Annotated in this window: 12 protein-coding genes; 3 read left to right on the top strand and 9 right to left on the bottom strand. The window is 64.5% G+C overall.

All coding sequences use genetic code 11. From position 1 onward, the window contains the following. The first annotated feature begins 161 nt into the window (after positions 1 to 161). The gene (locus PFLCHA0_RS05900) at positions 162 to 371 is read left to right on the top strand and encodes a cold-shock protein (RefSeq protein ID WP_011059510.1); all 210 of its coding nucleotides are present in this window, start codon (positions 162 to 164) and stop codon (positions 369 to 371) included. A 103-nt stretch (positions 372 to 474) separates the two neighbouring features. Here PFLCHA0_RS05900 and PFLCHA0_RS05905 read toward each other — a convergent pair whose 3' ends face one another. From PFLCHA0_RS05905 to PFLCHA0_RS05920, 4 genes are all read right to left on the bottom strand, one after another. Further along, positions 475 to 852, bottom strand: a complete 378-nt coding sequence (locus PFLCHA0_RS05905) for a hypothetical protein (protein WP_011059511.1) — start codon at positions 850 to 852, stop codon at positions 475 to 477. Between the two features lie 85 nt (positions 853 to 937). Then, positions 938 to 1,747, bottom strand: coding sequence for a putative RNA methyltransferase (locus PFLCHA0_RS05910; RefSeq protein WP_019093669.1), 810 nt, complete (start codon positions 1,745 to 1,747; stop codon positions 938 to 940). Continuing rightward, a complete protein-coding gene (dapE, locus tag PFLCHA0_RS05915) occupies positions 1,747 to 2,898 on the bottom strand; it encodes a succinyl-diaminopimelate desuccinylase (RefSeq protein ID WP_015634323.1) in 1,152 nt (383 codons plus the stop codon). Before dapE ends, PFLCHA0_RS05910 begins: the two co-directional genes overlap by 1 nt. Positions 2,899 to 3,083: 185 nt before the next feature. Beyond that, on the bottom strand, positions 3,084 to 5,675 hold the full coding sequence (locus PFLCHA0_RS05920) for a glycosyltransferase (RefSeq protein WP_015634324.1): 2,592 nt from the start codon (positions 5,673 to 5,675) through the stop codon (positions 3,084 to 3,086). A gap of 217 nt (positions 5,676 to 5,892) precedes the next feature. Here PFLCHA0_RS05920 and tcdA point away from each other — a divergent pair, with 217 nt between their 5' ends. Next, positions 5,893 to 6,708 (top strand): tRNA cyclic N6-threonylcarbamoyladenosine(37) synthase TcdA, encoded by an 816-nt coding sequence (gene tcdA, locus PFLCHA0_RS05925; protein WP_015634325.1) that lies wholly within the window; start codon positions 5,893 to 5,895, stop codon positions 6,706 to 6,708. An 82-nt stretch (positions 6,709 to 6,790) separates the two neighbouring features. Here the strand turns inward: tcdA and PFLCHA0_RS05930 are convergent, their stop codons facing one another. From PFLCHA0_RS05930 to PFLCHA0_RS05945, 4 genes are all read right to left on the bottom strand, one after another. Next, positions 6,791 to 7,201 (bottom strand): SufE family protein, encoded by a 411-nt coding sequence (locus PFLCHA0_RS05930; protein ID WP_015634326.1) that lies wholly within the window; start codon positions 7,199 to 7,201, stop codon positions 6,791 to 6,793. Then, the gene (locus tag PFLCHA0_RS05935; RefSeq protein ID WP_015634327.1) at positions 7,198 to 8,403 is read right to left on the bottom strand and encodes an aminotransferase class V-fold PLP-dependent enzyme; all 1,206 of its coding nucleotides are present in this window, start codon (positions 8,401 to 8,403) and stop codon (positions 7,198 to 7,200) included. The genes PFLCHA0_RS05930 and PFLCHA0_RS05935 overlap by 4 nt, the downstream gene beginning before the upstream one ends. Positions 8,404 to 8,479: 76 nt before the next feature. Continuing rightward, complete coding sequence (gene dapD / locus PFLCHA0_RS05940; RefSeq protein WP_015634328.1) at positions 8,480 to 9,514, bottom strand: 2,3,4,5-tetrahydropyridine-2,6-dicarboxylate N-succinyltransferase; 1,035 nt, start codon at positions 9,512 to 9,514, stop codon at positions 8,480 to 8,482. 33 nt (positions 9,515 to 9,547) lie between these two features. Further along, positions 9,548 to 9,910 carry an ArsC family reductase gene (locus PFLCHA0_RS05945; protein ID WP_011059519.1) on the bottom strand — a complete coding sequence of 121 codons (363 nt, stop codon included), beginning with the start codon at positions 9,908 to 9,910 and terminating at the stop codon, positions 9,548 to 9,550. A gap of 237 nt (positions 9,911 to 10,147) precedes the next feature. Here PFLCHA0_RS05945 and PFLCHA0_RS05950 point away from each other — a divergent pair, with 237 nt between their 5' ends. Beyond that, the gene (locus PFLCHA0_RS05950) at positions 10,148 to 11,794 is read left to right on the top strand and encodes a Na+/H+ antiporter (RefSeq protein ID WP_015634329.1); all 1,647 of its coding nucleotides are present in this window, start codon (positions 10,148 to 10,150) and stop codon (positions 11,792 to 11,794) included. A gap of 55 nt (positions 11,795 to 11,849) precedes the next feature. Here the strand turns inward: PFLCHA0_RS05950 and dapC are convergent, their stop codons facing one another. After that, on the bottom strand, positions 11,850 to 13,049 hold the full coding sequence (gene dapC, locus PFLCHA0_RS05955) for a succinyldiaminopimelate transaminase (RefSeq protein WP_015634330.1): 1,200 nt from the start codon (positions 13,047 to 13,049) through the stop codon (positions 11,850 to 11,852). Positions 13,050 to 13,084 lie beyond the last annotated feature (35 nt).

Raw genomic sequence — 13,084 nt, forward strand, 5'->3', positions numbered from 1 at the left:
CCGAAACAAGATTGAGTTGAGAGTTTTTACGCCTGTCATATACTCGGCCGACTCTCCCGCGGTCGTATCGCTTTCACTCATAGAGAGGCAGGCTGGGGGAAAGTTCTCAGGGTTTGGTTGCAGTGCGCCAATCCAATAATAAAAAAATGAGGTATGGATTCATGACTACTCGTGAGACAGGCAACGTGAAGTGGTTCAACGACGCCAAGGGCTACGGTTTTATCCAGCGTGAAGGCGGGGCGGACGTATTTGTCCACTACCGGGCGATCCGTGGCGAAGGCCACCGCTCCCTGACCGAAGGCCAGCAGGTGGAATACGCTGTGGTCGAAGGCCAGAAAGGTCTGCAAGCCGAAGACGTCGTCGGCCTGTAACCCACCCTGTAGGAGCTGGCTTGCCAGCGAAGGCGCCCGTCTATCGAACGCAAGTCTTGAAGGCCTCTTCGCCGGCAAGCCGGCTCCTACGGGTATGCACTGTTCAGGCAGTGCGCCAGGTAATCTCTTCTTCACCGTCGGCGCTGATGCGAATCCAGCGATCGGCGGACTCTTCACCCTCTTCCTCGACCCAGCTGCCCGGTGCGCAGCGCACCTCCACATTCAACGCGGCAAAGGCGGCGCGGGCGCAGGCGATGTCGTCATCCCACGGGGTCTGGTCGCTTTCCAGGTACAGGCTGTTCCACTTGCCCACGGCCTTGGGCAGCCAGGTCACGGGCACCTGGCCTGCGGTGCATTTGTAGGTCTGGCCTTTTTGTACCCAGTCGCTGCACGGGCCAAGCACGGCGCCCAGCCAGGCGGCGATGGCCTTGTAGTCGACGTCGGCGTCTTTCAGGTAAATCTCGATATCGGGCTGGCGCATGGATGTCCTCATTGCCGGTCTGAAAAATCCATTCGCGGATTTCTTCGGCCGCGAGCACAGGCTCGGGGCCTTGGGTTTTAGTGGGTTATTGCAGCACGAAGTAATCGTAGCGCATCGATACGCTGACCTCGAAAGGCTCGGCCTGCTCGATCACCGCGGCGCGGCGCTCGGCGCTGGCGCGCCAGCCGTGGGGCGTCATGGCCAGCAGGTTGGCGCGGTCTTGCGGGCGTTCCAGGTGCAGCTTGAACTCCAGGGTTTCGCTGTGGGCCAGGGCCATGCCTTCGGGCACCAGGGCCAGGTGCTTGTCGTCGGTGTATTCGCGTACTTCGTCGTACAGGCGTTCGCGCAGTTCCATCAGGTGGCCGCTGGTGGGACCTACCTTCATCAGGCCGCCGCCGGGGCTGAGCAGGCGCTTGGCCTCCAGCCAGTCGAGGGGGCTGAAGACGCTGGCCAGGAACTGGCAGCTGGCGTCCGCCAGGGGGATGCGCGCCATGCTGGCGACCATCCAGGTCAGTTGCGGGGCACGACGGCAGGCGCGCTTCACCGCCTCCCGGGAAATATCCAGGGCGTAGCCATCGGCAGCGGGCAGGGCCTGGGCCAGTTGCGCGGTGTAGTAACCCTCGCCACAGCCGATGTCGACCCAGCGCTGGGGCGCGCGTTCTGCCGCCAGCTCCGCCAGGCGCCGGGCCACCGGGGCGTAGTGCCCGGCGTTGAGAAAGTCGCGGCGGGCCTCGACCATGGCCTGGTTGTCGCCCGGGTCACGGCTGTTCTTGTGCTGCACCGGCAGCAGGTTCAGGTAGCCCTGGCGTGCCCGGTCGAAACGATGCCCGGCCGGGCAGACCACGCCGTTGTCCACGACGTTCAGCGGGGCACTGCAGAGAGGACAGGCAAGCATCAGGCGAGCAACTTGATCAGGGTCTGGTAGTAGATTTCGGTCAGCACATCGAGGTCGCTGGCCAGTACCCGCTCGTTGACCTGATGGATGGTGGCGTTGACCGGGCCCAGTTCCACCACCTGGGTGCCCAGGGTGGCGATGAAGCGCCCGTCGGAGGTGCCGCCACTGGTGGAGGCCTTGGTGTCGCGCCCGGTGACCTGCTTGATGCTGGCCGATACCGCGTCCAGCAGGGCGCCGGGTTCGGTGAGGAACGGCAGCCCGGACAGGGCCCACTCCACATGCCAGTCCAGGCCGTGCTTGTCGAGGATGGCCGCGACCCGCTGCTGCAGGCCTTCCACCGTGGATTCGGTGGAGAAGCGGAAGTTGAACAGCGCGGTCAGTTCACCGGGAATCACGTTGGTGGCGCCGGTGCCGGAATTGAGGTTGGAGATCTGGAAACTGGTGGGTGGGAAGAAGGCGTTGCCGTCATCCCAGTGCTCCGCCGCCAGCTCCGCCAGGGCTGCGGCCGCCAGGTGGATCGGGTTCTTCGCCAGGTGCGGGTAGGCCACGTGGCCCTGTACCCCGCGCACGGTGAGCTTGGCGCCGAGGGAGCCGCGGCGGCCGTTCTTGACCACGTCGCCCACCAGGCTGGTGCTCGAAGGCTCACCGACGATGCACCAGTCCAGGCGCTCCTTGCGTGCCGCCAGGCGCTCCACCACGGCCTTGGTGCCATGGTGCGCGGGGCCTTCTTCGTCGCTGGTGATGAGGAAGGCTACCGAGCCCTTGTGGTCCGGGTAGTCGGCGACGAAACGCTCAGCGGCTACCAGCATGGCCGCCAGGCTGCCCTTCATGTCCGCTGCGCCACGGCCGCAGAGCATGCCGTGCTCGTCGATCAGAGCGTCGAACGGGTCGTTCTGCCAGGCCTGGACCGGGCCGGTAGGCACCACGTCGGTGTGGCCGGCAAAACACAGCACCGGGCCTTCATGCTGGCCATGGCTGGCCCAGAAGTTGTCCACGTCCTCGATGCGCATCGGTTCCAGCTTGAAGCCGGCATCCCCCAGGCGCTGCATCATCAGCTTCTGGCAGTCGGCGTCGATCGGCGTCACCGAGGGGCGACGGATCAGATCACAGGCAAGTTGCAGGGTCGGCGAAAGCTCGGCATGGGCCGTCATGGGTAACTCCGGTGCAAGGCATTGTGCAGGAGCCGGCGGGGCGGCGAGGGCGGTTTAATCGATACACCGCGTTGCTTGGTTCGCTGGCAAGCCAGCTCCTACAGGGTTGGGCGAGGCGCGCAAAATGGCGGATATCTTAAAGCAAAACGGCGGCCAGAGGCCGCCGTTTAGTGCTTTGGATCGATTTAGGTTGCGGGAGCCGGCTGGCTTTCTTCCGCCGGTTTTGGCAGCGACGAAAGGAAGGCCATGACCAGCGCTGCCACGTAAGGCAAAGACTGCACCAGGAGCATGGTCACCCAGAAGCGCATGTCGTTGCTCGGCAGGCCCTGCACCAGGAAGATCCCCAGCGCCGCGCCCCACAACAGCAGCATGATGAACAGCTCTTCCCGGGCTTCCGAGATCGCCACCCAGAAGCCGTGGTTGTCGGCGTTCTTCGGGGTGCGGAAGAACGGGATGCTGCTGGTGAAGAAGCCGTACAGCACCGCCTTGGCGATGGTGTGGGACAAGGCCAGGCCCGCCAGGGCCGCGCAGAAGGCGTCCTTGAGGTTGACCCCCACCGCACGGCGGTAGAGGAAGATGATCTTGCCCACCTTGAACACGAACAGCGCCAGCGGCGGGATGGCGAAGATCAGCAGCGGCGGGTCGACCCGTTGCGGCACGATGATCATCGCCGCCGACCACAGCAGGGCGCCGACGGTGAAGAAGATGTTCATGCCGTCCGCTACCCACGGCAGCCAGCCCGCGAGGAAGTGGTAGCGCTGGCCACGGGTCAGCTCGGTGTTCTTGCCGCGCAGCAGGCTGGCGGTGTGGCGCTTGATGATCTGGATCGCGCCATAGGCCCAGCGGAAACGCTGCTTCTTGAAGTCGATGAAGGTGTCGGGCATCAGGCCCTTGCCGTAGCTTTCGTGGTGGTACGCCGCCGACAGGCCTTTCTCGAACACCCGCAGGCCCAGCTCGGCGTCTTCGCAGATGCACCAGTCGGCCCAGCCCAGCTCTTCGAGCACTGTGCGCCGGGTCATGGTCATGGTGCCGTGCTGGATGATCGCGTCACGGTCGTTGCGGGTGACCATGCCGATATGGAAGAAGCCTTTGTATTCCGCGTAGCAGAGCTTCTTGAAGGTGCTTTCGTTCTGGTCGCGATAGTCCTGGGGCGACTGCACGATGGCGATCTTCGGATCGGCGAAGTGCGGCACCATGTGCTTGAGCCAGTTGCGGTCGACGCAGTAGTCGGAATCGATCACCGCGATCACTTCGGCGTCCTTGGCGGTGTGCGGCAACAGATAGTTCAGCGCACCGCCCTTGAAGCCGGCCAGGGGCGCGACGTGGAAGAACTTGAAGCGCGGGCCGAGGGTCTCGCAATAGGCCTGCACCGGTTCCCAGACCGCCGGGTCCTTGGTGTTGTTGTCGATGATCAGGACTTCGAAGTCCGGGTAATCGAGGTTGGCCAGGGCATTGAGGGTCTGTTTGACCATCTCCGGCGGCTCGTTGTAGCAGGGCACGTGGATCGAGACTTTCGGCCGGTAGCTGGAGTCCCCCTCCACCGGCAGGAATTCGCGCCGGCGCTTGTGGATCCACACCGCTTCGGCCAGTTCATGGGCCTCGGTCAGCAGCACGATGAACACCCCCAGCGCGCCGAGGGCCAGGAGGAAGCCCACCGTCAGGCTGAACCAGGTGCTGTATTGCTGGCTGTAGTCGTAGCCGATCCACACCAGCACCGAACCGCAGAGGAACGCGATAAAGGTCAGGAAGGTCCGGCCGCGCTGGCGCAGGGCCGAGCCGTCGATCATCAGCAGGGTCAGCGACAGCAGCGCCAGCACCACCGAGCCGATGGCCAGCACCCGCCATTGCGGGATCGCGACCACCGGGCCTTCGAAGTTGAATTTCTGCTGGCGCGCGGCGTTGAACACGCCCCAGTAGGCGCCCACCGAACCTTCGTCGCTGGCCTTCCACGGCTGGTCGAAGGCTTCGATGACAAAGTAGTTGTAGCCCTGGCGGTTGAGCTTGTTGACCAGGGTACGCAGGTAGATCGCCTGGTCCGCCGGGCTGGCGTCGGCGCCACCACGCATGCGGCCGTTGCTCGGCCAGCCGACCTCGGACAGCAGCAGCGGTTTTTTTGGGAACATCTTCTTCAGGTCCCGGGCGCGGTCGAGGACGAACTGCTCGGCCTTGTCCACCGGGATGAACTCCCAGTAGGGCAGGATGTGCGCGGCGATCAGGTCGACGTGCTTGGCCAGCCCCGGGTTTTCCTCCCAGACGTGCCATTGCTCCGAGGTGGTGACCGGAACTTTTACCGCGGCACGCACCCGGTCGAGAATCACCGACAGTTGGTCGGCGGTGATTTCCTTGCGGAAGATCGCCTCGTTACCCACCACCACCCGCACGACGCTGCGGGAGGTATTGGCCAGTTCGATGGCACGCATGATTTCCCGCTCGTTGCGCTCCAGGTCCGGGCTGATCCAGATCCCCAGGGTCACGCGCAGGCCGAACTCTTCCGCGAGCCTCGGGATGTCTTCCAGGCTGCCGTCCACCGAATAGGTACGGATGTTGTCGGTCAGCTTGCTCATGATCTCCAGGTCGCGACGCATTTCATCGTCGGACGGGTACTGGTCCTTCTGCGGGAACTGGCCCTGCTGGAAAGGCGAGTAGGAAAAACCGGAGATCTGTTCCGGCCAGTCGGGGGCCGAGACCGGGCGATTGATCAGCGCCCAGAAACCGGTGAACAGCGCGGCAATGGCCAGCACTATCACCAGGTTGAGTCCAAATTTACGCGATGACATAGCTATTTCGGGTTCCAAAAGGTGTGGAACGAGGGAAGGGTTGGCAGGCGCCAAACGGCGGGCATCCTACACCGGCCCTCAACTGAGCGTACAGCGCACAGAGGAAAGCCAGACCTTGGGCACTGTATTCGGGTTTAAGTTCTTTACTTGTAGCTTCAAGGTTAAAACTTGTCGCGTTGAGGCCCTATAATGCGCGCCGGTTTTTTAGGTGATGGTCATGAGTACAGAAGATCCACGGTTTGCCGGCGTCGCCCGTTTGTATGGCATTGAAGGCCTGGAGCGGCTGCGGGCGGCCCATGTGGCGATCGTCGGCGTCGGCGGGGTCGGTTCCTGGGCGGCGGAAGCCATCGCCCGTTGCGGGGTGGGCGAGATCTCGCTGTTCGACCTCGATGACGTCTGCGTCAGCAACAGCAACCGCCAGTTGCACGCGCTGGACAGCACTGTGGGCAAGCCCAAGGTCGAGGTCATGGCCGAACGCCTGCGCGGCATCAATCCGGACTGCAAGGTGCACGCGGTGCCGGACTTCGTCACCCGCGAGACCATGGCCGAGTACATCACCCCAGACATCGATTGCGTGATCGACTGCATCGACAGCGTCAATGCCAAGGCGGCGCTGATTGCCTGGTGCAAGCGACGCAAGATCCAGATCATTACCACCGGCGGCGCGGGGGGGCAGATCGACCCGACGCTGATCCAGGTCTGCGACCTGAACCGTACCTTCAATGACCCGTTGGCCTCCAAGGTGCGTTCCACCCTGCGCCGCGACTACGGTTTCTCGCGCACCGTAACCCGGCACTACAGCGTGCCTTGCGTGTTTTCCACTGAACAGCTGCGTTATCCGAAGCCGGACGGCAGCATCTGCCTGCAGAAGAGTTTTGTCGGCGATGGCGTCAAGCTCGACTGTGCCGGCGGCTTTGGCGCGGTGATGATGGTGACCGCGACCTTCGGCATGGTGGCGGCGACCAAGGCGGTGGACAAGATTGTCGCCGGCGTGCGCCGCCCGTCGGAACGCAGCAAACCCGCCGCCCCGTAGGAGCTGGCTTGCCAGCGAAGAGGGCCGCGAGGAGGGTGTAAGGCTTATGAGCCTGTTCGCCAGCAAGCTGGCTCCTACGGAGTTAGGGGGCGCTGGCCAGTTCGCTCATGCGTTGCAAGACGGCGTTCAGGCCATTGCTGCGTGAAGGCGAGAGTTGGCGCGACAGGCCCAACTGGTTGAACCAGTCGGCCAGGTCCACTTCCCGCAACTGCTCTGCCGTCAGGCCATTGACCCGCGCCAGGAGCAGGGCCACCAGCCCGCGAATCAGCCGCGCGTCACTGGCCGCGGCAAACTGCCAATGACCGTTTTCCAGGGCCGCCACCAGCCAGACCTGGCTTTCACAGCCGTGCACCCGGTTGGCCTCGACCCGGTCGGCCTCGCTCAGGGGCGGCAGGCGCTCGCCCCATTGCATCAGCAGGCGCGCCCGCTGTTCCCAGCCGGCAGCCCCCTGGAAAATCTCCAGGGCGGCGACGGCATCCGCCGGCAGGCTCATCGCAGCAGTTCCAGGGCCTGATCCAGGGCTTCGAAGAAACGCTCCAGGTCCTCGGAATCGTTGTACAGCGCCAATGACACGCGAATCGCTCCGGCCAACCCCAGGCTCTTCATCAGCGGCATGGCGCAGTGATGCCCGGCGCGTACGGCAATGCCTTGTTCGGTCAGCAGGTGCGCCAGGTCGGCGTTGTGCACCCCATCCACGACAAAACTGACCAGGGCCACTTGCGGCGAGCCCAGCAAGCGGATGCCATTGCGCGCCTGCAAGCCGTGCAGCAGGTAGGCGTGCAGCGCTGCTTCATGGTCGGCCAGTGCTTGCTGATCCAGGCCGGCGAGATAATCCAGGGTGGCACCCAGGCCGATGACCCCGGCAATCGGCGGCGTACCGGCCTCGAACCCCAGGGGGGCGGGGCGGAAGCTGGCGTGCTGGTAATCGGCGTCCTGGACCATTTCACCACCGAACTGCCAGTGGCGCAGGCCCTTGAGTGCTGCATGACGGCCAAACAGCACGCCGACCCCATCCGGGCCGTACAGCTTGTGGCTGGAGAACACATAGAAGTCGCAGCCCAGGGCCTGCACATCGTGGCGGCCATGGACCACGCCCTGGGCGCCGTCGATCACCGTCAGTGCGCCCTGGGCCCTGGCCATGGCCAGCAGTGGGGTCAAGGGTTGCCAGGCGCCAAGCACGTTGGACAGCTGGCTCACCGCCAGCAAACGGGTGCGCGGGCCGATCAAGCGGCTTGCCGCGTCGACGTCGATCAGGCCGTCCGGGTCCAGGGGCAGGACCATCAGCTTGAGACCGCGACGTTGGGCCAGTTGCTGCCAGGGCAGCAGGTTGGCGTGGTGCTCCAGGGCGCTGATGACGATTTCATCGCCCGGGGAAAATTGGTGCTCCAGGCTGTAGGCCAGAAGATTCAGCGCGGAGGTCGCGCCGTGGGTGAAGACGATTTGCCCACTGTCACCGGCATTCAGCCATTGGCCGACCTTGCTGCGGCTGTCTTCGAACGCTTGGGTGGCGTGGGCGCCGGGCAGGTGTTGCGCACGATGCACATTGGCCGCGCCATTGGCGTAGTAGTGCGCCAGCGCGTTCAGCAGGGCTTGGGGTTTTTGCGTGGTGGCGGCGTTGTCCAGGTACGTCTGGTCCTGGCGATGCAGGGCGGCGATGGCCGGGAAGTCGGCGCGCCAGGGGGAGGCTACAAGCATGGTGGCAGAACTCGTTTGAACAGGCCGGGCGCCGATGATAAGCGCCTGGCCGGTTCCAGTGAAACCGAATCGCTGCTTAGTTGTGAGCGTGCAGCGCTTCGTTCAGCTCGATGGCCGACTTGTGGGTCTTGCACTCCACTGCGCCGGTTTCCGAGTTGCGACGGAACAGCAGGTCCGGCTGGCCGGCCAGTTCCCGGGCCTTGAGCACTTTGACCAGCTGGTTGTTCTCGTCCAGCAGCGCCACCTTGGTGCCGGCGGTCACGTACAGGCCCGACTCCACGGTATTGCGGTCGCCCAGCGGGATGCCGATACCGGCGTTGGCGCCGATCAGGCAGCCTTCGCCGACCTTGATCACGATGTTGCCGCCACCCGACAGGGTGCCCATGGTGGAGCAACCGCCGCCCAGGTCCGATCCCTTGCCGACGAACACGCCCGCGGAAACCCGGCCTTCGATCATGCCCGGGCCTTCGGTGCCGGCGTTGAAGTTGACGAAGCCTTCGTGCATCACGGTGGTGCCTTCGCCGATGTAGGCGCCCAGGCGAATCCGCGCGCTGTCCGCGATACGCACGCCGCTCGGCACCACGTAGTCGGTCATTTTCGGGAACTTGTCCACCGAGAACACTTCCAGCAGCTCGCCGCGCAGGCGGGCTTCCAGTTGACGCTCGGCCAGCTCGCCGAGGTCGATGGCACCCTGGCTGGTCCAGGCCACGTTCGGCAGCAGCGGGAACACGCCGGCTAGGCTCAGGCCGTGCGGCTTGACCAGGCGGTGGGACAGCAGGTGCAGCTTGAGGTAGGCCTCTGGAGTGGAGGTCAGCTGGGCATCTTCGGCCAGCAGGGTCGCTACCAGCGGCTTGTGGCTTTCGGCCAGGCGGGTCAGCAGGGCCGCCTGGGTGGCGTCGATGCTCTTCAGCGCGTCGGCCATTTGCGCGGCCTGGGCGGTGGTGAAGGTGATGGCCTGGTTGCCTTCGCTGTAACCGAGGATCGGTGCGACAGCGGCAACGATTTCGGCGGCAGGGTTGAGCAGTGGCGATGCGTAGAACACTTCCAGCCAGGCGCCTTGACGATTTTGGGTGCCGACACCGAATGCCAGGCTGAACAGAGTAGTGGACATGCAGTTACCTCTTGCGAAATAGAGTGAGCAGGCTTACTTGAGCGCCGCTGCGTAAAGGTCTGGCTTGAAGCCAATCAGGGTCTTGTCTCCGAGGTCGAGCACCGGGCGCTTGATCATCGAAGGTTGCGCGAGCATCAGTTCAACGGCTTTCGCCTGGTCGAGATCGGCTTTGCTTTCGTCATCGAGTTTGCGAAAGGTCGTGCCCGCGCGGTTCAACACCACCTGCCAGCCGTGCTCGTCGCACCACTGATTCAGGTGCTCACGGTCAATGCCGGAGGTTTTGTAATCATGGAAGTCATAGCTGACAGCGTGTTCATCGAGCCAGGTGCGCGCCTTTTTCATGGTGTCACAGGCTTTGATGCCGAAAAGGTGCAACGTTTTGCTTGAAGCGGTCAAGGAATTGCCCCCTTTGGAGATGCTGGAGATGAAAGGTCACGGATTATGCCACGACCGCGCCGATTCGGCGTCGGCTGCTGCGGGGCTTTGTCGCATTGTGTTTCCACGCCCGGGCGCCGTTGCGACTTTTGTGCAGCGGCGTAAACGCAGCTTAAGCGGCTAATATGGCACTTCTGCGGTGAATTCCTGCCGCCGTTGTGTGTCTGCTTTGAAGTTTCAGATCGGGAAGCCCGCTTTATGCAAACCGCCTATACCGTCCTCATCCTGCTGATGCTGGTGAGCCTCTCGCGTCTTGTCGGACGGGTGATTCCACTGCCGCTGCCCCTGGTGCAGATTGCCGCCGGCGCCTTGCTGGCCTGGCCGACCCTGGGGTTGCACGTGGCCCTGGACCCGGAGCTGTTTCTCTTCCTGTTCTTGCCGCCGCTGTTGTTTTCCGATGGCTGGCGCATGCCCAAGCGCGAATTCTGGCGCCTGCGCGGGCCGATCCTGACCCTGGCAGTAGGGCTGGTGCTGTTCACCGTGGTGGGTGCCGGCTACTTCATCCATTGGCTGCTGCCGAGCATTCCGTTGCCGGTGGCCTTTGCCCTGGCCGCCGTGCTTTCGCCCACCGACGCCGTGGCGGTATCGGCGATTTCCCAGAACCGCTTGCCCACGCCCCTGATGCACATGCTCCAGGGGGAGGCGCTGATGAATGACGCCTCGGGCCTGGTGACCTTCAAGTTCGCCCTGGCAGCGGCGGTGACCGGGGTGTTCTCCCTGGCCAACGCCAGCCTGACCTTCGTCCTGGTGGCGGTGGGCGGCCTGGCGGTCGGCGTGGCACTGAGCTGGCTGGTGGGGCGCCTGCGGGCCTGGATGATCGCCCGAGGCTGGGATGACCCGGCGACCCACGTGGTGTTCATGCTGCTTTTGCCGTTCGCCGCCTATGTGCTGGCCGAGCGCCTGGGAGCCTCGGGCATTCTCTCGGCGGTGGCGGCGGGGATGATGCAGAGCTGGCTCGACCTGCTGCCGCGCCAGACCAGCACCCGGCTGCTCAATCGCAGCGTCTGGTCACTGCTGGAGTTCGCCTTCAACGGCCTGATCTTCCTGCTCCTAGGGTTGCAGCTGCCGGACATCATCAAGGCCGTGGTCAGTCACGAGACCTCGCTGTGGCCGACCCTGTTCTACCGTTGCCTGGATGTGGTGGCGATTTTCCTGGTGCTGCTGGTGTTGCGTTTCATCTGGGTGCAGAGCATCTGGCGCCTGTCCGGCCTGCTGCGGCGCTGGCGCGGCAAGGGTGAATTGACCCTGGTGCCGACCGCCCGTTCCTGCTGGTTGCTGACCGTGGGTGGAGTGCGCGGGGCGGTAACCCTGGCCGGTGTGATGTCGGTACCGTTGTTTCTCGGTGCCGGCGAAGCCTTTCCGGAGCGCGACCTGCTGATCTTCATCGCTGCCGGGGTGATCCTGCTGTCCCTGGTGGCGGCCTGCATTGCCCTGCCGCTGCTGCTGCGCGGCATTGTGAAGAGCCCTGACGACAAGCGCCGTGGGGAAGTGCGGGATGCCTGGCGCAAGACTGCCGAAGCGGCGATCCATGCCCTGGAAGCCGAAGAAGTGGCTGACACCGGTGAAACCCCGGATGCTGCCCAGGCGGCCCTGGCTACCGAACTCAAGGGGCGCTTGATGGCCGAGTACCGGCATCAGTTGGAGGTCTACAACGATTCCGCCGAGGCCCAGGCCCTGGCGTTCCAGATGGACTTGCTGGAGCGGCGCCTGCGGATCAAGGCCCTGCGTGCGCAACGGCTGGAGCTGTATCGGCTGAGCCGCCAGCATCAGATTGGCGACGATGTGCTACGCGAAGTACTGGCAGACCTGGATATGAGCGAGGCCAATCTGGGGCAGGTGAAGTGAGGCGTTCGCCGGCAGTCGGCTCCTGTTGTGGGAGCCGGCTTGCCGGCGAAAGGCCTCAAGCGCGACGCAGCACGAAATCGCGAATCCGTTCCGCGGCTTCCACGCATTCCGCCAGCGGCGCTACCAGCGCCATGCGTACCCGGCCGGCGCCCGGGTTGGTGCCGTCCACTTCTCGCGACAGGTAGGAGCCCGGAACCACGGTCACATGCTCCTGTTCGAACAGGTCGCGGCAGAAGGCTGCGTCATCCCCGGCCACGTTCGGCCACAGGTAGAAGCTGCCGTCCGGGCGCTGCACATCCATCACGGGCGCAAGGATCGCCAGCACCGCGTCGAATTTCTCCCGGTACAAGGCGCGGTTGGCGCGCACGTGCACTTCGTCGTTCCAGGCGGCGACGCTGGCCAGTTGGGTCTGCACCGGCATGGCGCAGCCGTGGTAGGTGCGGTACAGCAGGAAGCCCTTGAGAATCTCGGCATCACCGGCGACGAAGCCCGAGCGCAGGCCCGGCAGGTTGGAGCGCTTGGACAGGCTGTGGAACACCACGCAGCGCTTGAAGTCCTTGCGGTCCAGTTCGACGCAGGCGCTGAGCAGGCCCGGGGGCGGTGTCTGTTCGTCGAAGTACAGCTCGCTGTAGCACTCGTCGGCGGCGATCACGAAGTCGTGCTCGTCGGCCAGTGCGATCAGCTTCTTCAGGGTGTCCAGCGGGATCAGCGCGCCGGTGGGGTTGCCCGGCGAGCACAGGAAGAGGATCTGGCAGCGCTGCCAGATCTCCACCGGCACGGCGTCGAAGTCCGGGTTGAAGCCGTTTTCGTCGAGGCACGGCAGGTAGTGCGGCTTGGCCCCGGCGAGGAAGGCTGCGCCTTCGTAGATCTGATAGAAGGGGTTGGGGCTGACCACCAGGGCGTCTTCGCCGCGGTTGACCACGGTCTGGGTGAAGGCGAACAGCGCTTCGCGGGTGCCGTTGACCGGCAGTACATTGCGCGCCGGGTCGAGCCAGAGCGCGGGCACGCCAAAGCGCCGTTCGCACCAGCCGGCGATGGCTTCGCGCAGGGCCGGGATGCCCAGGGTGGTGGGGTAGACCGCCATCTGATCGAGGTTGCTGGCCAGGGCTTCTGCGACAAAGCTTGGCGAGCGGTGCTTGGGTTCGCCGATGGACAGGGCGATGGCGCGCTTGTCCGGGTTGGGCGTCACGGTGCCGAGCAAGGCGCGCAGCTTTTCGAACGGGTAGGGCTGCAACTGGTTCAGAGCGTTGTTCATGGAGGCGGTATCTCACTCAAAGCGGTGGTTCGGAC

Origin of the sequence: Pseudomonas protegens CHA0 (assembly GCF_000397205.1) — a bacterium.
Lineage (GTDB): Bacteria > Pseudomonadota > Gammaproteobacteria > Pseudomonadales > Pseudomonadaceae > Aquipseudomonas > Aquipseudomonas protegens.